We start from the raw sequence: 25,324 nt of genomic DNA, 5'->3' as shown, positions 1-25,324 counted from the left end.
ATTCCTATTTTGTCCCCCTTCGCAGGGAGGAACGACCGAGAGCCGGAGGGGGAAGCCGAGGAACGAGGCAGGGGGAGGTTAAAACTGAATGACCGTGCCGTCGCGAATTCAATGCCCGTTGCTCACCCAGGCTTCGTACCAGCCGTTCCCTCGTGGTGTGGAGGCATAGATTTCATATTTCTGGGCCTGTTTTGGAGGAGAGTTATCCTCTCGCCAGATGTAAGCAAAGAAGCCGATGAAGTTTCCTGCGACCACAACGGTAAGTTGCCGCGAACCAAGCTCTCCCGTAAGCTGTGCTGTGAGGGCTAGAGATCTTAGTGAGGCGGGGAGAGCTATCTCGCCCTTATTGAGGGGGAGCTGGTTCTGTAGCGCCCGGGCACGAAGCTGATTCAGTGCGGGGAGATCTTGTTCAAAGCGTTTTTGTCGGTTTGCATAGCCTGTTTGGTTGGCATACGAGCCCAGGGGGATTGGCAATAGTATCAAAATGAGCGTGAGTAGACGGAGACGGTGTGCTGTCTTTGCGTGAAGCAGAAGGGTTAGGCCAAAGACACCACCCACCAAAAGGAGAAGGCCCGTTGCGGCCGCGAGAGGGTACAGCTCACTGGGGGGGCGGAGCGCATCTCGGTAGCATGTCCAAGCATAGAGGACATTGGCTACGCAAATAAAGGCAATGCGTTTCACTTCAGAACCGCCCGCTGGAGGCCGCTGACTGCGGAGTTCTGTGGGCGTTTTTCATACCAGTATTGTAGCGCATGGAGGCCGCCTCATGACCGGGGCGTCTCCGGTAGCTAGGCGGGTATAATGCGTTCATGAGTTTAGTATTTGTGGGCACGTATACCAAGGATAATAAGAGCGACGGGGTCTACGCCTTTCGCATGGACGATGCTACCGGGGCATGGGCACGCATTGCGCAGAACATCCCCAAGATCACCAATCCCTCGTTTCTGGTGGCGGATCGCAAGAACCACCGGCTTTTTGCCACGGCGGAAACAGGCGAGGGGCAAGTTGCTGCGTTTCGTTATGATGCGGAAAGTGGCGCGCTGGCCTATGTCAATCAGCAGCCTTCGCAGGGGGCCGATCCCTGTCATCTCTCGGTGCTCAAGACCGGGAGCCATGTGCTGGTGGCCAACTACTCCAGTGGCACTTTCGCGATGCTACCCGTCAATCCCGACGGCTCGCTACGCCCTGCCAGTGACACGGTTCAGGACAGCGGTAGTGGCCCCAATAAAGCGCGCCAAACAGCCCCGCATGCGCACTCTATCAACCTAGATGCGAGCAATAAGCTGGCCTACGGCTGCGATCTGGGCGTGGACAAGATCCAGATCTTTCGCCCCAACCCTAAAACCGGAAAACTCGCCGCCAACGATCCGGCGTTTGCCTCCGTGCATCCCGGTGGCGGCCCGCGCCACTTTGCCTTTCACCCCAAGAAACCCACTGTCTATGCCATCAATGAGCTAGACTGCACGGTCACGGTTTTTGCCTGGGACAAAGCCTCGGGCGCACTGCGTGAGCTTCAGACCATCACCACACTGCCTCGCCCCTACCAGCCCACAGACTCCTGCGCTGATATCCATGTGAGTGCGGATGGTAAGTTTCTCTACGGCTCCAACCGTGGCCACGACAGCATCGCAATTTTCTCGATTGGGGTGGATGGCAAACTGACAACCGTCGGCAATGAGTCCACGCAGGGCAAGACTCCGCGCAACTTCGCGATTGATCCGTCAGGAAATTTCCTCTTCGCCGCGAATCAAAATAGCGATAGCATTATCGCGTTTCGAATTGACAAAAAGACGGGGAAGCTCACCGCAACGGGCACGAAGATCGAAGTCCCCGCGCCCGTTTGTCTTATATTTGGGTAAGGCGACGGCAGCGTAAGGAGCCTAAGGTAACGGGTAGCAGGAGAGCGGCGCTGAGTGTCAGAAGGCCACTGCTGGGCTCTGGGGCGTTGGAGCCAAGGAGCAGTGGCTGCGCGGAAGCGCTCTGCCCGAGTAGGGGCAGAGCGTACATGTCCTCGAGAGTCCGCAAGACATTAAAGTGATTAACGTTCTGGTTGGACAGCCCGGCTGCGATCATGGGGCCATAGAAAAGTGTTGGGATGTGGTTCTCGGGCGTGAAGTTGTCTTCATCCCAGGTGACAATGAGTAGGGAGTTATGGGTCATGGCCCAGGTAGCATAGCTCCCCAGGTTCGCCTGAAGCCACGAGTCCCCCTGTGCCACCGTGCCGTCGTGCATTCCATCTACGAGATCGGGAACCACAAACGCGACCGTGGGAAGCTGGCTGAAGTCGGTGGGGAAGTCCGTGAAGGGACGGTTAGCGGTGGTGGGGACGTCGAGAAAATCAACCCAGGGATTGTGTTTGCGGACATAGCGATTCCCCGGCCCACCCACTAGGCCGGTAAACCCGACGGAGGGCATGGACTGGGCATAGCCGGTGAACGTGAAGCCCGCCGTTACCAGGGAGCCGCCGAGGCTGGGAGCGCTGAAGAAGCCGGGGTCGTTATTGTGGGTGACTCCCTGGTTAGAGCCTGAAAAAAGATCAAGGTAGTTCGGTTGGCTGGGGCGCTCGACCCCATGAGAGTTTGTGAGGAGGGCACTGCCCGCAGCGAGGCTATTAATATAGGGGGCATCACTAGAGCCGATGATCTGGCTGTAACCATGGTTTTCCTCGATCACCACCACGACATGATCAGGCCGCGCGATAGGGAACTGTGCCCGTGCCATCGTCGTGGTGAGGGTTAGAACCAGAGCCAGCGTGCCGAAAGAAAGAAGTCTCATTTCATTGGGTACTATACACCGAAAAACATGCCGCAAGGTTCGCACGCGCGTCGGCGGCGCTCCAGGGGATAGGGGCGTTGGTCGTGAGCGCGTCGGCAAGGATATCTAGGGGGAAAAACGGTGAGGGGGTGGGCGTATGGTGTGTTTCCTCGCCGTTTGCACTCACCACCCAGTCGTTGCCTTCCGGGCGAATCGTGCCGTGGGTGCCGATAAAGAGCACACGGTGCGCACCGCCGCCGGGCGCGGCGGCCCAAGTGTCTTCGAGCATGAGGGAGACGGGCGAGCCGCCCGTGTTGGGCTGGAGCTTGAGGAGCGCGATCCCGTAGTCCTCAAGAGCCAGCTCGGTATGCACTCTTTTCTCGATCAGCCCGGCGCTCCAGACAATCTCGCCGCCAAAGACAAAGCGTGCGAGATCAATGGCGTAGATCGCGTGGTCGGCCCAGGCACCCGTGGGAGCCTGCGTGGCATCTATCCACCAGCTCGGAGAACCGCCGGGCTGGCCGGGCCACGGCGACGGCAGCCCACCGTGGCCGATCTGATGGTAGGAGAGCGGCGTCCCAATCGCGCCCGTATGGATCAGCTCACGGAGCTTCTGCACACGGGGCGTCAAGCGCTGCATTCCCTCGAACGAGCCGTAGAACTTCCCGGCGGCTTCGGCTTCGGCGATTACGGTATCGAGCTCGGGGAGAGAGCGTGCGGCGGGCTTGACGGCAACCACGTGCTTACCGGCACGGAGCGCGTGCTTGGCCAGCGCGGGGGCAGCGGCAGTCGGGGCACAGATCGCCACCAAATGTACATCGTCGCGGTTGCAGAGAGTGGCCGGGTCATCGGTGACGATAATTTCGGGGTACTTGTCACGGGCCCAGCCTTGGTGTGTCGGCTCCGGGGAACTCACCCCGATCAGCGCGACTGTTTCCGACTTGCTCGCAATATCACAGACACCGTGGGCCGTGTACCAGTGGTCCAGCCCGAGTACCGCAACTCCAAAACGCATTGTCTACAACTCCTCGCTGGTCTCCAGCAGCTCCTGCACATCATCGCCCGTCAGGTCATCGCCCATTCCGTGGGCCACCTCGTTCATCAGGTGGCGCATGGACTTGGGATCACTCTCATCCACGCGGTCGGCCAGGTCGGCCAGAGAGTCTAGGGCTTCATCGGTCGAGCGTATCCGCGCGAACCGGGAGACTAGTTTTTTGACATTGTGACTCTTGCAGCGTGGGCATTGTACCGGAGTCGGGCTTGCCAACACGCCGACCAGCTCCGAGAAACGCCCAAGCGTACAGTCGTTGCAGGCAAACTCAAAGATCGGCATAGGAGTTAGTGGGTGGTAAAGCTGGCTTGAAAAAAGAAGCCCTTATTGTTCGCAGGCTGTGGCGTGGGAGCGCAGAAGAGCATGGCGTTACTGGGCATTGAGATGCAGGTTTCGGCGGGTAGCGGGTGGACACTCCGTACCTCGAGGATGGAGTAGCGCACGCTTCCGTAGGGGCCGGGCTGTGAGACCAGGTAAGCCCCTTCAGGCAGAGGGCGGCTGCTCTCCCGTGTGGTGAATCGTGCGGTTGCCACACAGAGCCCGATTATAGAGAGAATTGCAGCGGTGATAGTTCGGGGGCTAACTGGCATGCTGGCGTAGCGGCGCACGGCATCACCCACATCGGTTTGCAGCAAGCGCTCGATCTCCTCACGGGAGACACGCGCCCCCAGAGAAGCGAGGGCACGCTTGGTTTCTGCCAGGGCGCGGTACTCGATATTGCAGGCTGCACAACGCTCCAGGTGGCTCCGAATCTCGGCTAGCTCCTCGGCAGGAAGCTCAGAATCCAGAAAAGCAGAGAGACGCTCGCAGCAGTGACGGCAGGACACCAGGCTCACCTTAGACTAAAGCCTTCGAGTTTGTTACGGAGTAGCTTACGGCCTCGGTGCAGCCGGGAGCGAACCGTGCCAATCGTACAGCCTGTCAGCTTACTGATTTCCTCGTAGGAGAGCTGCTCGATGTCAGCTAGAATCACTGTCTTGCGAAAGTCGGCAGGGAGGGAGGCCAGCGCGCGCTGGATCTGTTCGTCAAGCTCCTCATGGAGGGTGACCCGCTCGGGCTCCGTGCGTGCATCGGGAATATCCAAATAAAGGTTGCTCTCGGAGTCTCCACAAATAGGGGCATCGAGACTCGTGACCCGCATCCTGTTTTTCTTACGAACGCCGTCCACAAAAAGATTGGTCATGATGCGGAAGAGCCACTTCTCAAACGGCAGGTCGCGGCGGTAGTTCTCAAAGAAGCGAAAGGCACGCAGGAACGCTTCCTGAAGAAGATCCTCGGCGTCTGCGTGGTTGCCCGTCATCCGGTAGGCGACATGATAGGCCTGTTTCCGATGGCGCTGCATCAGACGCTCAAAGACGCCTCCAGAACCACTCCCGAAAGAGGGGTTCTCAATAGCTAGTGCTTCGCTCTCCGCCATAGTTACTCTACTTTACGTGCAAGGCCCATGCCGCGTTCCCAGGGCCGCGAATTATTTTTTATTAGACAAGCCTCTGCGGCGAAAAGTTCTCTGTCTTCCTCCCAATAGAATGGCAGCCGACGAAAGCGCTGTGGCTGTGCTACAATAGCCCGACAATAATGCTTGATACGCCTTCCATCGCCTCCGTCTCCGATTTGACCGTGCGCTACGGTGCCAAGACCGTTCTGGAGCAGTTCTCTCTGGAGATTCCTGAGGGCTGCGTGGGGCTGCTTGGGCCAAATGGCGCGGGCAAGACGACCCTGATCAAGACGCTGCTTGGGTTTGTGTCTCCCACGTCGGGGCGGGCACAGGTGCTCGGGCTCGATGTCGCAACGCAGGGCAAGAGCATTCGTCAGAAGATCGGGCTGATGCCGGAGCAGGACTGCCATATTCCGGGAATGAACGCTGTTACTTTCGTGGCCTACGCCGGGGAGCTCGCCGGGATGCCGCCCGAGCAGGCGATGCGCCGGGCTCATGAGGTGCTGGAGTGGTGCAGCCTTGGAGAGGCACGCTACCGCAATGTCGAAACCTACTCCACGGGCATGCGCCAGCGGGTGAAGCTTGCCCAAGCGCTGGTACACGGTCCGAGGCTCCTCTTTTTAGACGAACCCACCAACGGACTGGACCCGGCGGGGCGCGACGAAATGCTGGAGCTGGTGCGCGATGTGAGCCATGGCAAGGGGCTCTCGGTGGTGGTTTCGTCGCACTTGTTGCCCGATATCGAGAAGACCTGCGACTCGGTGGTAGTGATGCGGCGCGGTGAAGTGGTGAAGCAAGGGCCGATTGCGGCGCTCAAGCAGACCAAGGGAGTCCAGTTCGATGTGGAGCTGCGTCTCTTCTCCGATGGTTTTGTGAGCGCAATGGGCGTACGTGGGGCGAGCCTGGTGCATCAGCTCGGGAGCTCCTGCCGCTTTGACCTACCGGAGACGGAGACGCACCCGCACCGATTGATCTTCGATGCCGCGATTGTCTCCGGTGCGCAGGTGCGCGGCTTCCGTCCTGCTGAGCGTAGCCTTGAGGATGTCTTTATGGAGGCCGTTTCCGAATGAGCACAGAGAACCCGGTAAGCGCTGCGAGCCCAGTAAGCACACCGCGCCTGATTGCGGACCGCACCTACCGAAACTACGACGGTCCCCTGCGCACGGTACGTGCGGGGTGGTGGGTAATTGCCCAGGCGGTGGTTCGCACGAATATCAAGAAGGTTGGGTTCTGGATGCCTCTCCTGATGATTGTCCTGATCCACTTGTTCTTTGGGCTGTTTTTCTTCCTGAATCACAATGTTACCCGGGCTATTGGTGATATAGGTGGTGGCGGCGGCGGGGGAGGGCGCGGTTTCGGGCGTGGCCAGGGAGTGTTTACCTACGCCGCCTGCTGCTATCTGTGCGTCACCGAGAGCTGGCTGATGGTCTTTATCGAGGCACTGATTATCGGAGCGGGTTGTATTGCGGCGGATAACCAGGCCAATGCTTTACTCGTCTATCTTTCGCGCCCGCTCTCCAAACTAGACTATCTGGTAGGTAAGTGGTTCGGGGTCTTTTCGCTGCTCTGGTGTATCTCGGCCATTCCCACTCTCTTGATCTATGTCTTTTTGCTGACGAGCTACTACGACGAGGGCTTCTGGACCCAGAACCCGTATCTTCTGCCCCGGCTGTTTATGGCGACTCTGATTGCTCCGATGCTCAATGCGAGCCTGGTCGTGGGCTTCTCGGCGTGGTCCAAGGGCGGGCGACAAGCAGGAGCATCTTTCGCGTCGCTCTACTTTATCGTGGGCGTCTTTACCCTCATCTCCGGAAATATCCTGGCGAAAAACGCCATGACGGAGATTGATAACGAGACCCCCGGCGCGAAGATGGCGCTGGCGCGTGCGATGACGATCCGCGATGCCAGTGTTGGGGGCGTGACCGATGGGCTGGCGATGAATCTGCTGCACGTGAAGCCACAGGACCATCCGTTCCAGTTCGCACCCCAGTCCCGTCGGCTCGTCCCTCCGCTGACCTGGCCGCTGGTAGCTCTCGGTGCCGCCTTTGTAGTTCTGCCACTGGCTGCTGCACACCGAAAAATTCGTGCCGTGGAGATTATCAGCGGATGATTTCCATGGAAGCGATCACAAATGTCCGAGACCGGATTGTGGAAAGATTTCATCCAGACAGAATTATCTTATTCGGTTCGTATGCCTACGGTACTCCTCATGAAGACTCCGATGTGGATTTGCTTGTCGTTTTACCCTTCGAAGGATCGCCCCTCCAAGAACAAACCGCGATTCGTCTGGCTGTTCATAGTGGATTTTCGATGGATGTTATTGTCTATACCCCGCAACAACTTCAGGAACGCTTGCGATTAGGCGATTCTTTTTTGCGTGAAATCACGGAGAAAGGCAAAATACTCTATGACACTACTCACTGAAGAATGGGTAGATAAAGCGGAGGGTGATCTTGCCACTGCTCTGCGCGAACGTCGTGCACGTAAATCTCCCAACTACGACTCGGCATGTTTTCACACCCAACAGTGTGCGGAGAAATACTTAAAAGCTATTTTACAAGAAAACGGAATCCCCATTCCAAAAACTCATGATCTCCAGCTTTTACTTAGTCTTATTAGCTCTTTAAATCCCTTCTGGGTTACGTTGATGCCGGAGTGTGCTTTGTTGACAAACTATGTTGTTAACTTTCGTTATCCAGGATCCTCAGCGACTCTTTTGGATGCTAAACAGGGACTGATTGCTCTTGAACGCATCCGTGATTTTGCCCGGCGGGAGCTTGGTATATGAGCCAGCCTATGATTATTCTGGAGCGGGTGTCGCGCTGGCACGGGCAGATTATTGGCCTGAACGATGTCTCTTTCCAGCTCCCTGCTGGATTGACGGCGCTTCTTGGCCCCAATGGTGCGGGTAAGTCTACGCTCCTCAAGCTCATTACCGGGCAGCTTCGTCCCCACACGGGGCGCGTTCTCTCGCTGGGGATGGAGCCGTTTGCGAACCCGGCACTGGCGGCGCGGCTGGGCTACTGTCCTGAGATTGATAACTTCTACGAGGAGCTGACCGGGCGTGAGTTCGTGACCCTTCTGGCGGCGATGAACGGGATTCAGGGAGCGAGCGCGAAGGCAAAAGTTCAGGATGTGATGGAGCAGGTCGGGATGGCGGATCGGTGCGATAAGCGTATCGGAGGCTACTCGAAGGGCATGCGCCAGCGCATCAAAGTGGCGCAGGCGATTGTCCATGACCCGGATATTCTGATTCTGGACGAGCCACTCAACGGTCTAGATCCCGTGGGGCGGCGCGAGCTGGTGGAGCTGATGCAGGGCTTCGCGGCGCGCGGCAAGTGCGTCTTAGTTTCCAGCCATATTCTCTACGAAGTGGAGCAGATCACGGATCGCATTTTAGTGATCTTTAAAGGCCGCGTTCTGGCGCAGGGCAACATCCACGACATTCGTGACCAGATTGATAAGCACCCGCACCATATTCGCCTGACCACGGATCGCCCGCGCGAGCTGGCGGCACTGTTAATTGCGCAGCCGTTTGTGCTCTCGGCGCGGGTGGATGCCAAGAGTGAGAAGCTGATCGAGGTCGAGACCCACCAGCCGGATATTTTCTACGGGGCGCTTCCTCAGCTCGCGCTCGCGGGTGGGTTTTTCATCGAGCGCTTCCACTCGCCGGATAACAACCTTGAATCCGTGTTTCGTTATCTCGTCGGGGATGCGTAAGCCTCCCCCCGCCCTTGCTCGTTCCTCGCTTGTGCGACCCCCTCCGGCTCCGCGAAGGGGGTGAAATGGACATTCTGCGAAACTTGCATTTTATCGGTTAAAATAGCACAGATTCTTTTGGGATGAGGTGCATGATGAAGGCGGATAAAGTTCTGAAGCGGCGTGGGTTTCTGATGCAGGCGGGTGGGTTTCTCCTGCTGACTTCGGGCGTTTTCTACGGTTGTGGTGGTGGTGGTGGAGAGGCCATTAAACCGCCGCTTTCGACTTCTACCACATGGCTGACGGCACTACGCTCCGAGCCTGTGGAGGGAACGGTGGGAGCCTCGTCCTCCCAGCGAGCTTTGGCGGATGTGAAGCATAGCACGGTTCAGGGCCGTATTTGGGGCACCGCAGATTCGTCTGGTTTGCCAACCGCTTTCACTCAGGCGATTGCTTCGACGGATGGGCGAACAGGCTTTGCGCGGGTTCTCTTGGGGGCTGACGGAATGCCTTCGCTGATTTCGGATGCCAGTACGGGCGCTGCTGTGACCGTTGTTCCTGATGGAAGTGGGATTATTCTGCGGTTCTTTGGCACGGATGGCCTTCACCAGGGGAGCATTCGTTTTACTTCCGGCACCGGCGAGCGTGTACGGGCGGAGGTTCTTCCTCGAACGCGTGCGCTGCCTATCTCCCTGCCTGAGACGGCTCCAGCACGGCCACGCAGCCGTGCTGTAACAAACTGGCTTGGTGCGGCTTCCGAGTCGCTTGGCGATAGCTCTCTTTTTGGCAGTGCGCAGCGCGTGATGCTGTTAAAAATTGCTGAGGGTCTGATTGATGCGGGCACAACAGCCTTCACTCTGGCGGGAGTGATCGCGTTGTTGGGGGGTACGATTACGGCTTTGTCTGCGGCTGCGATTGCCACTCCCCTAGTGGCCGGTATCTTGTTGGGGCTGTTGTTTACGTCTGGTGTGAAAGACCTTAAGAGTCGTCAAGACAGTGGTGGTAATCTCTCGATTGATTTCTCTGAGGAGACTACTCCGAAATCGAATCCTTTTTTGTTGGCCTACAAGGCCCCTGAAGGCTTTTTGGTTCCTGAAACAGTTGACATTTCCTTCGAGCGCCCCACCCCGACTCCCACCCCGACTCCCACCCCGACTCCCACTCCTACTCCAAATCCTGGTGGCCCGCCCTCTAATCCTACTGCGGGTCAGGAGTGGACGAACCCTAAAGACGGCTCCGCGCTGATCTGGGTGCCCGGTGGTACATTCCAGATGGGCACGAACGACACTGATCCGAATTATTACCTCCAGTTGGCGCGGCCTGTGCATTCTGTGACGCTCTCTGGTTTCTGGATGGGTAAGTACGAGGTGACGGTGGGGCAGTACAGAGCCTACTGCACTGCGACGGGTCGCTCGATGCCCTCTGCGCCAAGCTGGGGCTGGGTAGATAGAGATAGCAATCCTATGGTGAAGGTAACCTGGGAGGATGTGGTTGCTTACGGCACATGGGCTGGGCTGAAGCTGCCTACGGAGGCTCAGTGGGAGTATGCGGCGAGTGGTGGTGATGGTCGAAAATGGCCTTGGGGTAATACGTGGGATTCGAGCCGCTGTATTAACTACGATGTGGGTGCTCGCTCTACTGCTCCTGTGGGTAGCCGTACTGCCGGTGTGAGTCCTTTTGGCATGCAGGACATGGCAGGTAATGTTTGGGAGTGGTGTTCTGACTGGTGGGCTGAGAGCTATCCTAGTGCTGCTCAAACCGACCCTGTCGGCCCCTCTAGTGGTCAGTACAGAGTACTTCGCGGCGGCTTCTGGGGCAGCGGCGACCCGGTCTACTTCCGCTGCGCCTACCGGGACGGGGTCACCCCCGACAACGCGAACATTTACAACGGTTTCCGTCTGTCTTCCCCATAGCTTCCTCTCCCCGCGCTTTAGCGCACGACCCTCTCCGGCTCTCGCTCGTGCCTCCTTGCGAAGAGGGTTTTGTGGCGTGAGAATGGCGCGACTCTTACACCCTCTTGCACCCCCTTCGCGGAGCCGGAGGGGGTCGGCGTAGTGAGGGACGAACGGAGACGGGGGGAGGCAATAAAGCGCTGGGGGTTAGAGGTTGGCTACCCTCCGCCGAATTGCCTGCCGAATCTGCTCGGGGGTGGCGCGTAGCACGGCTTCGTTGCGTAGACGAATCACCCGCAGGCCGCGTGCCTCGAAAAGCGACTCCGTCCGGTCTTGGTCGTAGCGCTGTGCCTCGGGGCTGTCGTGGCTCGTGCCATCTATCTCCACCACCAGCTTGAGAGCGGGGCAGTAGAAGTCCGCGATGTACTGATCCAGCACCTCCTGTCGCCGAAAGCGCAAGCCGTCGCACTGGTCGCGCCGTAGTGCCTCCCAAACCCGCTTCTCTGCATCGGTGATCTCGCGCCGGAGAGAGGCAGAGCGGCGGTCACGGGGCGACCATGGGGTTTTGTGCCGCCATCAAATACGCCGTCTCCGCGATGCCGCCCAGCGTGAAGGCAAGTGAGGCGAGTGGGAGGGCCGGGAAGCGGGCGACGATGCCTGCGACGAGCACGAGCACCTGCACACTGAGGCCCAGTGCCATGCCCTTGTAGATCGCGCCGGTGTGCTGCCGCGCCACCAAGACGCCTCTAACCGAGGAGCTTAGGGCGGCGAGCAGGGGCAGAAGTGCGCCCCAGAGAACTCCCTGACGGATGAGAGGGTGAAGATCTGAGGGAACCCCTAGGGCACTCGCATAGAGGCCACAGAGCGGGGTGAGGGCCATCATAAGCGCGGCGAGCGAGGTACCCACCCCGATAATACTTGCAAAGCGCGAGAGTGTGGTCTCCGGCACGGTGCCGCGCTTGAGCTGCGCCACGGTGATCTCCTGGACGGCGAAGCCCCAGCCACGCAGGAGCAAGAGCGCGGAGAAGACCACGGGCGCGGCGGCGAGTGTCTGGGTTGCAAACGGGAGGCGGGCAATGGCGGCGCTGGTGAGTGGCCCGGCGGCCAGCGTGAGAAGCGTGGTCATAGCGAGGGGCGTGTGGAACTTGGCGATCGCTTTTTGCGTAAGCGGCAGGTCGCCTTTTTCGGGGACTGTGGGCAGAGTGCGGATCACGGCGCGGGCGAAGCTACTGGCGGAGAGGGCTTCGGCGAGCACCCCGACCATGATCGCAACCGCCGCCGTCGCCGCGCCGGAGAGCTTGCCCCAGGCCACCAGCGCAAGGGCGGGCAGGATCACGGCGGCCAGGCGAATTGCGGTGCCGTAGGTGACGAGCGCGGTGCGGCCCTGGCGGACGAGAACCCCTTGATGAAACCGTCGCCAGGCAATCGCGCCGCTCCAAAGGAGCATGAGCTGGAGCGGCAGGCGGCTGGCCTCCACAATCGGGGTGGGCTGGCCGAGCAGGCTCAGGCAGATGAAATCTAAGAGGGGAGTGAAGGCGATGGCGGCGGTGAGGAGTGTGCACCAGAGCGCGAGGCGCAGCATAAACGTGCGGAGGGCAAGAAACGTATCGGTGTTCTTCACCAGCGCCGTTGCTGTGGCGAGCAGCATGATCACAGGGCTCTCGATCAGAAGCGAGAGCTGCATGGTGAGGCCCCACGCCGCAAGATTGGTGGGGATCTCCGGGAGCCGCCCAATAGCCCACTGTACCGAGGGCCCCTCCAGCATCATGAGCTCAAAGCTCAGGGCGAGGGGCAGGTAGAGACGCAAAAGAGGAAACACGAGGCTCATTGTACCGTATGTAAGTTATTAGTAGTTGTTGTTAATTGACAGAATTGAATGCACGACGTATAATATTAGAATCGCCGCTTGTGCCTGTTTGGTGACGGCGGCATTTTTAATGTTTATAGAGGATTTTGAGGCGTAGACTGTGGAGAAGGTACGGATTGGCCTGGTAAGCCTGGGCTGTCCAAAAAATCTGGTGGACTCTGAGGAGCTCCTGGGAGCTCTGACAGAGGGCGGACGAGGACAACTTGTAGATGGGGATGCTGCTGCCGATGTGGTAGTGGTTAATACCTGTGCCTTCATTGAGAGCGCGAAGCGGGAGAGTCTGGCGGCGATTCGGGCGGCACTGGCGCGCAAGGAGCGTGGCGAGATCTCGAAAGTGGTCGTGGCGGGCTGCCTAGCCCAGCGCTACGCGGAGACCCTAGCCCGTGACCTGCCCGACGTGGATGGTCTTTTTGGGATCCAGAGCGCCACGCAGATTGCCGACGTGGTCTTTGCGCGGCGCGGGGCCATGGTGCTTCCGGTACTGGGGAATAATTTTGTCCAGCCAATCACCGAGAAGTATCCGCTGATTCCACCCTCGCGTGTGCGGGCAACCGCTCCTTGGACCGCCTACCTAAAGATCTCCGAGGGCTGCGATCATGCCTGTACCTTCTGCTCTATTCCCAGTTTTCGAGGGAAGCACCGCTCCAAGCCGCTGGAGCGCATTGTCACCGAGGCGAAGCGCCTGGTAGACAGTGGGGCCATCGAGCTGAATCTGATCGCACAGGACACCACCGCTTACGGGATGGATCTCTACAAAGAGCTGGCCCTGCCGCGCCTGCTGGCCGAGCTGGGCAAGATCGCGGGGCTCAAGTGGGTGCGCTTGCTCTACTGCTACCCTACCATGATGACCGACCGGCTGATCCAGACCATGGCGGATACTCCCAATGTCGCACACTATGTGGACATTCCGCTGCAGCACGGCGACGATGGAATGCTAAAACGGATGAAACGCGGAGGGTCGGTTTCCTCGTACTATCGTCTGTTAGAGCGCTTGCGGACGGCTATGCCTGATATCGCCGTCCGAACAACCTTTCTGGTGGGCTTTCCGGGGGAGGATGCGGCAGCGTTTGAGCACCTGAGCGCGTTTGTCCGGGAAGCACGCTTTGATAGGCTGGGGGTCTTTGAGTACAGCCCGGAGGAGGGCACCCCCGGTTTTGAGCTACGTCCGCGTGTGTCGGAGCGCATTGCTCGGCAGCGACGGCGTGCGCTGATGGCATTGCAGCAGCCGATCTCTCTAGCCGCTAATCAGGTGCTGGTGGGACGGGAGCTGGACGTTCTCGTGGAGGGGCACGAAGGGGAGGCGCTCATTGCGCGTTCCTGGAGAGATGCCCCGGAGATTGATGGGACGGTGCGGGTGAGGGGAGCGCAGGCCGAGCTGGGAAGCTGGCTGCGTGTCCGTATCACTGCTGCCGAGCCCTATGACTTAATTGCGGAAGTTTCTGGAGGATAACGTTGGCTACGAAGAAAATGCCCACGGCCAATAAGGTCGCGGTCGCGGTGCGTCCGCTCACGGAGATGGAGCGGGATAACCTGCTTGCGGATATCTACCTCTCTGATCTGGTATACGATGCGCTCCTGGAGCGCGGTGAGGCATCTAAGGTTGCTGATCTCGCGCAGGAGATCAATCACACGCATGTTGGGTTTGCGCTGGTGCGCGGTGCTCTGGATCGAGATGCTCACGAAGCGTCCTCGCGCTTTGTTCTCATGGCTCGCCTCTGGAACCTGAAGGCGCGCTACATGGACACGACGCGCTCGCTGGAGCGCAACTTGATGGACGTGATCCGCCGGGCGGGCAAGCCTCTCTCCACCGCACAGCTCGCCACCGAGCTCTCCGTCATCTATGATCGCCCGGCGGAGGTCTACTTTGGCCTCCTCAGTAAGGTGCTCGCCAATGAAAACCTCTACTTCAAAGGCCCCGGAAGCTCCTACGGCTTGGCCGAGTGGCTCCCCTCGGTAGATGCAGAGGATCTCACTGAGGTCGCGCTGGACAACAAGATCAAACCGGAGGCTCTCACTCCTTTCAAGGCACTCTCCGCGAAAGTGGGCTGGTCCAAGACTACCTATGGAGAGGCAAGCTACAAGACAGTCGCGGCACTTAAGGGACGTCCTATCTCCCACCGGCTCCTAGGGGTTCTTGCCTGGTCTGAGCTGGGGGCGAGCTACGATCCCCGTGCGCACCTGGCTGCCTGTCTGAGCGAGAGCCGACTGGTGTGGCTGAGCGCGGAGAAGGGTAAGGGGCGCTGGATCACGCGTGAGGCTGCCGAGAAGCTAGAGCGTCTGCTGGCGGATCGTGTGACCTTGCTGACCGAGGAGGCCGAGGAGGCGCCCGCGCCTGTACCTGTGCCCGTGGTGGCTGTTGCCGAGCCTGTGGTGGAGCCGGAAGTGGTTGCGGAGCCTGTGGTGCTAGTGCCGGAGCCGGAGCCCGTGGTTGAGGATACGGTCAAGCCACTGTCCGTCTCGGACGAAGACCTGGCGGCGATCTTTACCGTGCTAGGTGAGCGTGGTGTGCCTGTTGAAGTGGCCGAGCTGCTCGCCCTTCAGTACGAAGTCGTGCCGGGAGATCCCTCCTTTAAGAATGATCTTGCCCTGCTCGATGTGGCGCTTCAGGCGGATGCACGCTTTGTTCCTGTCGGGGCCGGTCGCTTCCGAGAGGCCGATTCTCTGCCTCCCTTTGTCTTTGATCTGCCCGAGTTTCTGGCATTCCCTGATCTCCAGTTTGTCTCCATGGACGGTGAGATCATGGACGAAGAGATCGAGGATGAGGGATTCGCGGGGAGCTTGCGTCAGGATCTGCTTCTGCCGCTCGCTCAGGATGCGGGCGATGACGAAGAAGACTACACGGGAGGCTCTCTCGAAGACTCTTCCAGAGTGACACTGATCGTGAAGGCGCATCATAAAGAGATTGGGACTTTTCCTCTGTGCCAGCTTCCCGATGGCTTCTTCCCCAGTGATGCGCCCGTTGTGGAAGTGACTCTTCGCGAGGAAGACGGTACCACGCACGAGATTATCGTTAATAACGAGCGCCGCCTTGCCTTCAACTTCTTCTCTCTCTACGAGAAGATCGTCGCTGACTCGGGCGGTTGTTTCCAGTTGACCAGCACCCCGCGCTCCTACGAGTTTCGTGTGGAGGTTCTGGAGGAGACGGATCCTCAGGTCTATCTTAGCCAGGAGCGCTATGCGGAACTTCTCAGTGCGCGTGAGCAGGCCGAGGAGTCTGGCGATGTGGCGACATTTGATATTGTCTGTGAGCTACTTGGGGAGTATCCCCGGGGGCTTGACTTTGTTCAGCTTCTGACCGAAGTGAATGTCGTGCGGCGGGTGACGCGCCGGAAACTGGCCTCGATCCTCTCGAACTACTTCTGCTTCGTGCAGAAGGCAGGGACAGGGCAGTGGCGCTTCGATACCAAAAAACGGGATATGGGGACAGATCGTACCAAGCGCAAGTACCTAAAACGTTAAGCGGGTAAACATAAGGGGGTAGATCATGGGACGGCCACGCAGACGCAGAAAAGGCGGCTTCCGCCTCTGGATCAGCCGGTTCGGTGCCTTTTTGGGGATTCTCTCCGCGTTGATTCTCACGGCACTGATCTCCGGTTTGCTCTGGGCAGGGGGGCGTGTGCAGTTGGCTACTGTAGGGATGCCAAACGCCACCGCTCTGAACCAGGAGACAGCGGGAGGTATTACCCAGGTCTACTCCACGGACAAAGTCTTGCTCGGCGAGATCTACTCCCGCTTTCAGGAGCGGGAGGATCTTGTCAATATTCCGCAGACTCTGCGCGATGCGACGGTCTCCATTGAGGATCAGCGCTTCTATTCCCATCCCGGAATTGATCTTCGTGGGATTGTCCGAGCCCTCTACAAAAACGCGTCCGGAGCCCGCCGTGGGGAGGGAGCCTCTACTCTGACCCAGCAGCTTGTCCGAAACGTCATCCTGCGCAATCGTGAAAAGACGGAGCGGCGCAAGCTCCAAGAGGCGCTTCTTGCCTACCAGGTTGAGCGGAGCATGACCAAGGATCAGATCCTGGAGCGCTACCTCAATGAAGTGAACTACGGCGGTCAGATCTACGGGGTCAAGATGGCTGCCAAACTCTACTTTGGCAAGGACATTAAAAAGATCACTCTCTCCGAAGCGGCCCTGGTTGCAGGGCTGGTGCAGATCCCCAAAGATACCTACCCTTTTCGACGTCTGAATGCCGCTCTGGAGCGCCGTAATACTGTATTGGGAAAGATGCTGGAGCTCAAGAAAATTACCCAGGAGCAGTACGATCAGGCCCGTGCGGAGAAGATAAAGATTCAGCCCAATGAGCCACGGGTTGTCTCCGAGGAGTACAAAGCTCCTCACTTTGTGCGCTATGTTCTTCGGCAACTGATCGCGCGCCATGGGCCGGAGGTGGTCTTGCAAGGGGGCTTGAAGATCTATACTACCCTCAACTGGGAGATGCAACAGCGGGCCGACGAGATTCTCCGTGCCGGAATCCGTGGCGAGCGTGGACGCCAGGTGACGGAGGGGGCGCTGATCTGCCTGGAGCCTCACACCGGCTGGATCCGTGCAATGGCAGGCGGCGTGGACGAAAAGAGCCTCTATAACTTCGCTACCCAAGGAGGGCGCCAACCAGGCTCCTCCTTCAAACCCGTTGTCTATGCCGCCGCTTTCAATACGGGAAAATACAGCCCCAATACCGAGATGATTGATCGTCCCCTAAAGCTTGGGCGCAAGACCTGGCCACGCAACTATGGCGGTAAAGGGGGGCACGGCGGTAGCTATAGCATTGAGGATGCGCTCGCGCAGTCGCTCAATACGATTCCCGCACAGCTCATCCAGCGTGTGGGCTGGTCTGCCGTGGTGGATCTTGCCAAGAAGATGGGGGTCAAGTCTAAGATGCCCTCCAATGATTTGAGTATCTGTTTGGGAACATCACTTGTCACCCCCCTGGAGATGGCCAGCGTTTTTTCGACGTTTGCCAATGGGGGTGATCATGCTAGCCCAATTGCGATCCGCCTGGTTTTAGACGGAAAGAAAAATGTTCTGGAGCGCAACGAGCCTCGGATCACCAAAGCAGTACTTCGTGAATCAACGGCCGCTAATATTGGCCTCTGTCTGGAAGCCGTGGTGAAGCGTGGTACCGCGAAGGCCGCCAATGTGGTTGAAGGGGCACGGGGTAAGACGGGGACGACCACAGATAACCGGGATACCTGGTTTGTTGGGTACACCAAGGAGCTAGTGACAGCGATCTGGGCGTGTAATCGTGAGGTTAAACCTAAGCTTGATAAGCAAGGCAAGGCAGTTCTTGATAAGAAGACTGGCAAGCCAAAGATGAATGAGCGCTATCTGGTGATGGACAGCGATGCCACGGGGGGGCATGTCTGTGCGCCGATCTGGGGGCGTTACATGCAGGCCGCCGTACCCATCCAGCAGCGCGCCGGGCTGGAGCCCATTGCGCTCCCAGAAGACCGACAAAAGCAGCTTGCTGAGGCTGCCAAGGCTCTCCCCACCCCGCGACCGGATCGGACAAACGACGACGGCGAGATGGTCGTGGTGATGTGCGAGGAAAGTAGCAAGCGTGCCACAGCTTTCTGCCCTGATGTGGTGGAGAAGACCTTTTCCCAAGGAACGAAGATCGCGACCTGTGGGCTGCACAAGACGCCTGATGCAGCACTTAAGCCTGGTGAGCCAGTAGAACCGACGCCCAGTCCCGCCCCGCGCCGTCGGCGACGGCGCGATCTCGCTCGTGAAGAGGAACAGCGCAGCGAGCTAGAGAGACTGCGCCGGGAGCGCGAAGCCGAGCTGGGGACGACCGACGAAACTAAAGCACCACGAGAAGCTGCCGCAAGTGAAGTCGAAGTACTGATCTGCTCCGAGAGTAGCAAGCGAGCGACCGATTACTGCCCTGAGAAGGTGACACGACGCTTCCCGGCAGGCATTAATATCCGTGCCTGCACGCTTCACCGGGCACGACCGGGTGAAGAGGGGCGCTAGCAATGTCTAGGCGACGCTACTTCACTCCTTTGCCCACACCAATCCAGCCCAGCGAAGAGATCAGCATGGGGCGTATTCTACTGGTCGCTGTCGTGCTGACGGTATTTTATTTCGTACTGGCGGGTCGGCTCTGGCTCCTCCAGATCGTTCGCGGCGACGATTACCGGGATAAGGCGCTCCTTAATCGGAGCCAGAGAGTGCAGACGACGGCACCCCGTGGGATCATTGTGGATCGTAAGGGGCAACCTCTGGTGACCAATGCCCCCCAGTTTGCGGTCTATCTGTACCCCGATGAGGTCTTTAGCCTGGCCGCTCTCTTGAAGATTGTGGATCCCGAAAAAATAGACAAAACAAAACCAGTGAAACCCAAGAAACCTCGCCTGCCCACTCCTAAAGAGCGTGAGGCGACGCGTAGAGTTCAGCAATATCTAGACCGTGTGGCCGAGCTTGTTGAAATCCCTCGCCCCGAGCTTAATGAGAAGATTCGAACGAAACGGGGAGGAAAAAATGACCTGATTCCTATTCGCGAGAATATTGACCGTCGCCTGATGGCACGCCTCTACGAGCGCCAGGATGATCTGCCAGGGATTTCGGTGCAAGTCATTCCGATCCGTTCGTATCCCCATCTGAAACGCGCGACCCATATCCTGGGATACACCGGCCCCGTGAGTGTTGAAGAACTCAAATATCCTAGCATTATGGCCTACCCTCTGGATAAAAAGTACCGGGGAGGCGACTGGATCGGCAAGCAAGGACTGGAGAAAGAGTACGATCAGTACCTGCGCGGCACGCTCGGCTACGAAGCCTTTGAGGTGGATGGTCGTGGGCGACGGCGTAAAGAGCTGACTAAAGAGCCGGCTAAGTCAGGCGCGAACCTGGTTTTGTCTCTGGATGCCCAGGTTCAAGAGGTCGCGGAGAAGGCGCTCGCAGGGCGACCAGGAGCCGTTGTGGCACTCGACCCGCGCAGTGGCCGGATTCTGGCACTTGCAAGCGCACCGACTTACGACCTGACTCTCTGGACCCATCCCCGGACAAATGCGGATGTGGCTCAGATGCAGGAGGGAGGGGCGGAGCTCAACCGCGCAACCTCTAAGTATCCTCCCGGCTCAACTTTTAAGATTATCACCATGACCGCCGGGCTTGCATCGCATCGGCTTCCCAGCGGGGCCAACTGCCCAGGATACATCATGGTGGGGAAGAAAAAGAAGAAGTGTATGGGAAGTCACGGGGGAATAGACTCTCTCTCCGCCTTCGCACAGTCCTGTAATGTCTTCTTTTTTCAAGCAGGTTTTCAAATTGGGGACGAGGTTCTATCAGACTGGGCGCACCGGTTTGGGCTGGGTAGTAAGACAGGGATTGACCTGCCTAGCGAGAAACAGGGGACGGTTCCGTCGAAGAAATGGGCGCGTGAGAAAAAGAATCAAGGCTGGTGGCGTGGCAATCTTGCTGATATGGCTATCGGTCAGGGCTTCGATGAGGCGACTCCGCTCCAGATGGCAGTCGTCGCTGCGACCGTCGGCAACGGGGGGACGATCTGGAAGCCCAAGCTTGTGGAGAAAATTGTTGATAGCGACGATCCAAATAAAGTGCTATTCGACAATAAACCCGAGCGTGTCGGTGAGCTGGGGCTGGATCAGAGCAGCCTTCGACAGCTTCAGACAGCTATGCGTGCAGTCGTGGAGCGCGGAACTGGTAAGGCGGCAGACATCCCCGGAATTCTCGTGGCGGGTAAGAGTGGCACTGCCGAGACAGGTTTCGCCGGAAAGGCTCATGGATGGTTTACTTGCTACGCTACTCGGCCTGGCGAGGAGTCTCGCATTGCAGTTTGCGTTTTGCTGGAAGCGACCAAGCCCGGCGATAACTTCCATGGAGGAGGGGTCTGTGCACCCATAGCACGCGCGGTGATTGAGGCTTATTACAAGGGAGCCACCCCCCCGACCACAAAAGAAGAGGAGCTACCGACCCGCCGTGGACGTCGAAGATGATTCCTGAGCTGGTTCGCCGCGACCCGACCCTCTCTGCCTACAGCGAGGTGATCCAGGCACGGCTGGCACACTACGACGCGCTGCGGGAGCAGCTTGGCGTGCTGAGAGGGTCTATCAGCCAAGGACACCACTACTTTGGATTCACATGCACCCCTGACGGCTTCGTGACCTACCGCGAGTGGGCTCCGGCGGCGAAGAGCCTGCACCTGGTCGGGGATTTTAATGGCTGGGATCGCCGCGCAACGCCGCTCGCGTGTGATGCGCACGGAACCTGGCACGTGACTCTCTCGGGGAGCGCACTACCTCCAGGAAGCCGTGTTAAGGTGCATGTTCATGGCGCCGACGACAGTCGCCTGGATCGCATTCCCGCCTATATTCGCCGCGCGGTACAAGACGCTACAACGAAAGACTTCTGCGGCGAGGTCTGGTTTGCGCCTGTTACCCCCCCCGCTTCCAATAGTGGGGGAACCCCCACGGGACTGCGCATCTACGAGGCCCATGTCGGGATGGCACAGGAAGACGCTAAAGTGGGGACGTTCGCCGAGTTCACGGCCAATGTCCTTCCCCGGATCGCTGCGCTGGGCTACGATACCGTGCAGCTCATGGCGATTCAGGAGCATCCCTACTACGGCTCGTTTGGCTACCATGTGAGTAGTTTCTACGGTGTCTCCAGCCGCTTTGGCACCCCGGATGAGCTACGGACACTGATTCAGACAGCCCACACACTGGGGCTGCGCGTGCTGATGGATCTGGTGCATAGTCACGCCGTCAAGAATATTAGGGAGGGCCTGAGTCGCTTTGATGGAACCGAGTGGCAGTACTTCCACGACGGGCCACGCGGCTACCACAGTGGCTGGGACTCGCGCTGCTTTGACTACAGTAAGCTCGAAGTGCTACGCTTCTTGCTCTCCAATATCCGCTACTGGCTGGAGGAGTACGGCTTTGATGGCTTCCGCTTTGATGGCGTTACCAGCATGCTCTACCACGACCATGGCATCCGTGACTTTAACGGCTACCCGGACTACTTCAGCGCCAATGTTGACGACGACGCGCTTTGCTATCTTCAGCTTGCCAATGCACTCGCGCAGGAGATTCAGCCTGAGGTAGTGACAGTTGCAGAGGATGTCTCCGGGATGCCCGGGCTCTGTCGGCCCGTTACCGAGGGCGGGGTAGGCTTTGGCTACCGGCTCTCAATGGGCGTCCCTGACTTCTGGATCAAGCTCACCAAAGACACTCCGGATGAGGCCTGGTCAGTGGGGCAGCTCTGGGCGACACTGACCAACCGGCGCTGGGACGAGAAGCATATCGGCTACGCCGAGAGCCATGATCAGTCCATTGTGGGGGATCAGACTCTTGCCTTTCGGCTGATGGGGTCGCAGATGTACACGGAGATGACGATTGGCCGTGAGAGCCTGGTCGTGGATCGAGGGATGGCGCTCCATAAGCTGATCCGCCTGCTCACCTACACGCTAGCGGGCGAGGGCTGGCTGGGCTTTATCGGCAATGAGTTCGGACACCCGGAGTGGGTGGACTTTCCGCGCGCGGACAATGACTGGAGCTACACCTACGCACGCCGTCAGTGGTCACTCGCCGACAGCCCGTTTCTGCGCTACGGACTGCTGAAGGCCTTCGACGCCGCCTTGATGCACCTCCCGCAGCCCACAGAGCCGCCTGAGTTGCTGGCTCTTCACGAAGACAATCACCTGCTGATCTACCAGAGCGCGGATCTGGTGATTGCGGCAAATTTGCACCCCACTCGGAGTCTCTCCGCACTACGGATTCCGATTCCTGAGGCCACAGATTACTGCCTCTTGCTAGACACGGATCGCGCTGAGTTCGGCGGCCAAGAGCGGATCGTAGCTGGTAGCCGCTTTATCTGGGAGCCCGTGGCGGTGGGGGGAGCAGGGCAGAGTGTCCAAGTTTATCTGCCTAGCCGGTGCGCACTGGTTCTCACTAGAAACGCTCTCTCGGAAACCCGCTCCGAGGGCATTCCCGCTGCGATCCAGTAGATTCGGCCCTGAGAGCCTCGGGTATCTGGGAGCGCCTGTGCTCTCATCGGAGTGCCACGGGCTGCATGTCGAGCTGCGCTCAAATTGAAGCGAGAAATACAGTGGCGGATTACCTTGGTTTGGAGGGGCTTGGTGGCCGTTGATAGTGGCTTTGGTGGCCGGTCGAGCCGCGCTAAGGACTGAATATGATGAAACGAATGAGATGGATGCCGGCGGCTCTCTTTGGGGCACTGCTCCTGTCGGCTAACACGGGATCAAAAACACCCCTTCCCGCACCGCAGCAGCTCGCCAGCCAGACGGAATGGCCCGCCTACGGCGGCGGCCCCGACTCCATCCGGTACTCCAGTCTCACCCAAATCAACCGCTCGAATGTCGGCCAACTTCAGGTCGCCTGGACCTACGATTGCGAGGAGGGACCAGGCGGTACCCAGATGCAACCGCTCGTTGCTGGCGGCGTTCTGTACGCTGTTACGCCTCAGCATAAGCTCGTCGCGCTCGATGCGGCAACAGGGAAACAGCTCTGGCGCTTCGATTCGGGCATCATCGGACGCGGGGCGAATCGAGGAGTCTCGTACTGGACGGAGGGCGGCGAGCGGCGCGTCTTCACGGCTGTCACCCATTTTGTCTATGCACTGGATCCCGCGACCGGCAAGCCCATCCCGAGCTTCGGCGTGAACGGAAAGATTGACCTGCGTCAGGGCCTCGGTCGCGATCCTGCCAAGCAGTCCCTCATCCTGACCACCCCCGGGGTTATCTTCAAAGACTTGCTGATTGTCGGAGGCCGGGTATCCGAGGGGCTTCCGGCCACTCCCGGCGATATTCGCGCCTACGATGTGCGCACGGGCCAACGACGCTGGTCGTTCCACACGATTCCCCATCCGGGCGAGTTTGGCTATAAGACGTGGCCGAAACTGGCATGGAAGGTATCGGGCTCGGCCAACAACTGGGCGGGAATGACGGTGGATGCCGCGCAGGGACTGGTGTTCGTGCCGACCGGATCGGCTGCCAGCGACTTCTACGGGGCCGACCGTGTGGGCGATGGCCTTTTTGCCAACTGCCTGATTGCTCTGGATGCGAACACGGGCAAGCGTGTCTGGCATTTCCAGGCGGTCAAGCACGATATCTGGGATCGCGATTTCCCCTCGCAGCCCGCCTTGGTTCGTGTCAAACGCGGCAAGAGTTGGGTGGATGCCGTTGCTCAGACCACCAAGACCGGCCATGTCTATGTCTTCGAGCGAAAGAACGGAAAGCCGCTCTTCCCCATTGCGTCTCGTAAGTATCCGCCCAGCGATGTTCCCGGCGAAGTCGCGTCCAAGACTCAGCCCCTGCCCACCAAGCCCGAGCCATTTGCCCGGCAGCTCCTCACGGAAGACATGCTGACCAATCGCACTCCCGAGGCGCATCGCTTTGCTCTTGAGAAATTCAAGACGTTCCACGGCGGCGGCCCCTTCGTCCCTTTCCGTGTTGGCCAGGAGACAATTATCTTCCCTGGTTTCGACGGTGGCGCGGAATGGGGTGGTCCCGCCTTCGACCCCGAGACAGGGCTTCTCTACGTCAATGCCAACGAGATGGCCTGGACATCGAGCCTTGCCAAGAACGACACGGTTAAGTCCGCGCGGCAGCTCTATCTGCAAAACTGCGCCAACTGCCACGGCGACACGATGGCCGGATCTCCCCCACAGCTTCCCAAGCTAGTGAACATGGGGCCAAAGTGGGACGAGGCCGCGATCTTCAAGATCACCCGTCAGGGCGCAGGACGTATGCCCGGCTACCCGAACTTATCCGACTCCGAGATCAAGGCGGTGGCCAAGTACATCCTGAGCGGCGAGAGTAAACCCATCGAATCGGACGAGCCCGCAGCGGTGACCCTGGACTATCGCTTCACGGGATACCGCAAGTTCCTGGACCCCGAAGGCTACCCTGCGATCGCGCCGCCGTGGGGCACCCTCAACGCCATCAACCTCCATACCGGGGAGATCGCCTGGAAAATACCGTTTGGCGAGTACCCGGAGCTGGCCGCGAAGGGCTTAAAGGACACTGGCAGCGAGAGCTACGGCGGCCCGGTAGTGACTGCGGGCGGACTGATCTTCATTGCCGCAACGAACTACGACCGTAAGTTGCGGGCATTCGATAAGAGCACCGGCAAGCTTCTATGGGAGACCACACTGCCGTTCTCCGCCAATGCCACGCCCGCGATCTACTCGGTCGGGGGGCGTCAGTTCATCGTGGTCTGTGCAGAGGGTAGCAAGGGACGTCCAAACGACCCGAAGGGCAGCAAGTACATTGCCTTTGCGTTACCTCACCCCTAGCCAGACATCCGCTGGGACGGTGAGGCGCTTGCGCCCGCGCGGCCCGACCGCGCCTAGATCAAAGGACACAAAGCCCAGCGCCAGAGCAGGAGAGCCAGGCTTGAGCCGAAAGTCGTCTTTTTCTGCATTGCCAAAGCGCAGGATAAAGTTCTTCCCTGGCGTCCCCGACCACACGATATTACGCTCCACGGTGAAGCTCAAGTGCTCTTCGGGGCGGGTGCGCATGAGCTGGGCCTCGGTGCCAAAGGCTAGTACAGCTCGGCACAAATTTTGATAATATTAGGTAGTCAAAACCTTCCCGGTATAAGTCCAACGAAATGGCTTAGCCATCGTCGCGTTAAAGTAA

21 protein-coding genes and 1 pseudogene are annotated in these 25,324 nt (G+C 59.0%); 13 read left to right on the top strand and 9 right to left on the bottom strand.

All coding sequences use genetic code 11. The features are described 5' to 3' along the window. Positions 1 to 108: 108 nt before the first annotated feature. Positions 109 to 681, bottom strand: coding sequence for a hypothetical protein (locus ACH2ED_RS07880; protein WP_395089961.1), 573 nt, complete (start codon positions 679 to 681; stop codon positions 109 to 111). Between the two features lie 128 nt (positions 682 to 809). On the opposite strand from ACH2ED_RS07880, the gene ACH2ED_RS07875 reads away from it, so the two are divergent. Next, a complete protein-coding gene (locus ACH2ED_RS07875) occupies positions 810 to 1,859 on the top strand; it encodes a lactonase family protein (RefSeq protein ID WP_395089959.1) in 1,050 nt (349 codons plus the stop codon). On the opposite strand, the gene ACH2ED_RS07870 is transcribed toward ACH2ED_RS07875, so the two are convergent. The 5 genes from ACH2ED_RS07870 to ACH2ED_RS07850 are packed head-to-tail and all read right to left on the bottom strand — an operon-like array spanning position 1,846 to position 5,222. Then, positions 1,846 to 2,775, bottom strand: coding sequence for an alkaline phosphatase family protein (locus ACH2ED_RS07870; protein ID WP_395089957.1), 930 nt, complete (start codon positions 2,773 to 2,775; stop codon positions 1,846 to 1,848). The two genes, ACH2ED_RS07875 and ACH2ED_RS07870, sit on opposite strands and share 14 nt — an antisense overlap. A 1-nt stretch (position 2,776) precedes the next feature. Then, the gene (locus ACH2ED_RS07865) at positions 2,777 to 3,769 is read right to left on the bottom strand and encodes a Gfo/Idh/MocA family protein (protein WP_395089955.1); all 993 of its coding nucleotides are present in this window, start codon (positions 3,767 to 3,769) and stop codon (positions 2,777 to 2,779) included. A 3-nt stretch (positions 3,770 to 3,772) separates the two neighbouring features. Next, entirely contained in the window at positions 3,773 to 4,087 is a 315-nt protein-coding gene (locus ACH2ED_RS07860) for a zinc ribbon domain-containing protein (RefSeq protein WP_395089954.1), read from the bottom strand. 5 nt (positions 4,088 to 4,092) lie between these two features. Next, positions 4,093 to 4,632, bottom strand: coding sequence for an anti-sigma factor family protein (locus tag ACH2ED_RS07855; protein WP_395089952.1), 540 nt, complete (start codon positions 4,630 to 4,632; stop codon positions 4,093 to 4,095). 5 nt (positions 4,633 to 4,637) lie between these two features. Next, the gene (locus ACH2ED_RS07850) at positions 4,638 to 5,222 is read right to left on the bottom strand and encodes a sigma-70 family RNA polymerase sigma factor (protein ID WP_395089951.1); all 585 of its coding nucleotides are present in this window, start codon (positions 5,220 to 5,222) and stop codon (positions 4,638 to 4,640) included. Between the two features lie 158 nt (positions 5,223 to 5,380). Between ACH2ED_RS07850 and ACH2ED_RS07845 the strand changes: the two genes are divergently transcribed. The 6 genes from ACH2ED_RS07845 (at position 5,381) to ACH2ED_RS07820 (ending at position 10,852) form a co-directional block, all read left to right on the top strand. Then, the gene (locus ACH2ED_RS07845; protein WP_395089949.1) at positions 5,381 to 6,310 is read left to right on the top strand and encodes an ATP-binding cassette domain-containing protein; all 930 of its coding nucleotides are present in this window, start codon (positions 5,381 to 5,383) and stop codon (positions 6,308 to 6,310) included. Next, positions 6,307 to 7,350, top strand: coding sequence for an ABC transporter permease subunit (locus ACH2ED_RS07840; RefSeq protein WP_395089948.1), 1,044 nt, complete (start codon positions 6,307 to 6,309; stop codon positions 7,348 to 7,350). The genes ACH2ED_RS07845 and ACH2ED_RS07840 overlap by 4 nt, the downstream gene beginning before the upstream one ends. Positions 7,351 to 7,355: 5 nt before the next feature. After that, entirely contained in the window at positions 7,356 to 7,664 is a 309-nt protein-coding gene (locus ACH2ED_RS07835; RefSeq protein ID WP_395089946.1) for a nucleotidyltransferase domain-containing protein, read from the top strand. Beyond that, entirely contained in the window at positions 7,648 to 8,028 is a 381-nt protein-coding gene (locus ACH2ED_RS07830; protein WP_395089945.1) for a HEPN domain-containing protein, read from the top strand. Before ACH2ED_RS07835 ends, ACH2ED_RS07830 begins: the two co-directional genes overlap by 17 nt. Next, positions 8,025 to 8,960 carry an ABC transporter ATP-binding protein gene (locus tag ACH2ED_RS07825; protein ID WP_395089944.1) on the top strand — a complete coding sequence of 312 codons (936 nt, stop codon included), beginning with the start codon at positions 8,025 to 8,027 and terminating at the stop codon, positions 8,958 to 8,960. The genes ACH2ED_RS07830 and ACH2ED_RS07825 overlap by 4 nt, the downstream gene beginning before the upstream one ends. Before the next feature lie 131 nt (positions 8,961 to 9,091). Further along, entirely contained in the window at positions 9,092 to 10,852 is a 1,761-nt protein-coding gene (locus ACH2ED_RS07820; protein ID WP_395089942.1) for a formylglycine-generating enzyme family protein, read from the top strand. 186 nt (positions 10,853 to 11,038) lie between these two features. Here ACH2ED_RS07820 and ACH2ED_RS07815 read toward each other — a convergent pair. Further along, positions 11,039 to 11,359 (bottom strand): annotated as a pseudogene (locus ACH2ED_RS07815) (endonuclease domain-containing protein); the annotation flags it as partial. 16 nt (positions 11,360 to 11,375) lie between these two features. Then, positions 11,376 to 12,650 carry a hypothetical protein gene (locus tag ACH2ED_RS07810; protein WP_395089941.1) on the bottom strand — a complete coding sequence of 425 codons (1,275 nt, stop codon included), beginning with the start codon at positions 12,648 to 12,650 and terminating at the stop codon, positions 11,376 to 11,378. 148 nt (positions 12,651 to 12,798) lie between these two features. Between ACH2ED_RS07810 and rimO the strand changes: the two genes are divergently transcribed. The 6 genes from rimO to ACH2ED_RS07780 all read left to right on the top strand — a co-directional run bounded on the left by rimO (position 12,799) and on the right by ACH2ED_RS07780 (position 24,978). Further along, on the top strand, positions 12,799 to 14,148 hold the full coding sequence (gene rimO, locus ACH2ED_RS07805) for a 30S ribosomal protein S12 methylthiotransferase RimO (RefSeq protein ID WP_395089939.1): 1,350 nt from the start codon (positions 12,799 to 12,801) through the stop codon (positions 14,146 to 14,148). Positions 14,149 to 14,150: 2 nt separating this feature from the next. After that, complete coding sequence (locus tag ACH2ED_RS07800; protein WP_395089937.1) at positions 14,151 to 16,157, top strand: hypothetical protein; 2,007 nt, start codon at positions 14,151 to 14,153, stop codon at positions 16,155 to 16,157. Between the two features lie 25 nt (positions 16,158 to 16,182). Beyond that, positions 16,183 to 18,675 (top strand): transglycosylase domain-containing protein, encoded by a 2,493-nt coding sequence (locus ACH2ED_RS07795; protein WP_395089936.1) that lies wholly within the window; start codon positions 16,183 to 16,185, stop codon positions 18,673 to 18,675. Between the two features lie 2 nt (positions 18,676 to 18,677). After that, entirely contained in the window at positions 18,678 to 20,660 is a 1,983-nt protein-coding gene (mrdA, locus tag ACH2ED_RS07790) for a penicillin-binding protein 2 (RefSeq protein WP_395089934.1), read from the top strand. Then, positions 20,657 to 22,669: an alpha-amylase family glycosyl hydrolase gene (locus ACH2ED_RS07785; protein ID WP_395089933.1), complete on the top strand. Its 2,013-nt coding sequence runs from the start codon at positions 20,657 to 20,659 to the stop codon at positions 22,667 to 22,669. Before mrdA ends, ACH2ED_RS07785 begins: the two co-directional genes overlap by 4 nt. 197 nt (positions 22,670 to 22,866) lie before the next feature. Continuing rightward, positions 22,867 to 24,978, top strand: coding sequence for a PQQ-binding-like beta-propeller repeat protein (locus tag ACH2ED_RS07780; RefSeq protein ID WP_395089931.1), 2,112 nt, complete (start codon positions 22,867 to 22,869; stop codon positions 24,976 to 24,978). Here ACH2ED_RS07780 and ACH2ED_RS07775 read toward each other — a convergent pair. Beyond that, the gene (locus ACH2ED_RS07775) at positions 24,964 to 25,245 is read right to left on the bottom strand and encodes a hypothetical protein (RefSeq protein ID WP_395089929.1); all 282 of its coding nucleotides are present in this window, start codon (positions 25,243 to 25,245) and stop codon (positions 24,964 to 24,966) included. The two genes, ACH2ED_RS07780 and ACH2ED_RS07775, sit on opposite strands and share 15 nt — an antisense overlap. Positions 25,246 to 25,324: the final 79 nt, after the last annotated feature.

The sequence above is a fragment of the Armatimonas sp. genome (assembly GCF_043757465.1).
Classification (GTDB): Bacteria; Armatimonadota; Armatimonadia; order Armatimonadales; family Armatimonadaceae; genus Armatimonas.
Note: the sequence above shows the minus strand (reverse complement) of the source record. Positions and strands in the feature narration are given on the sequence as shown.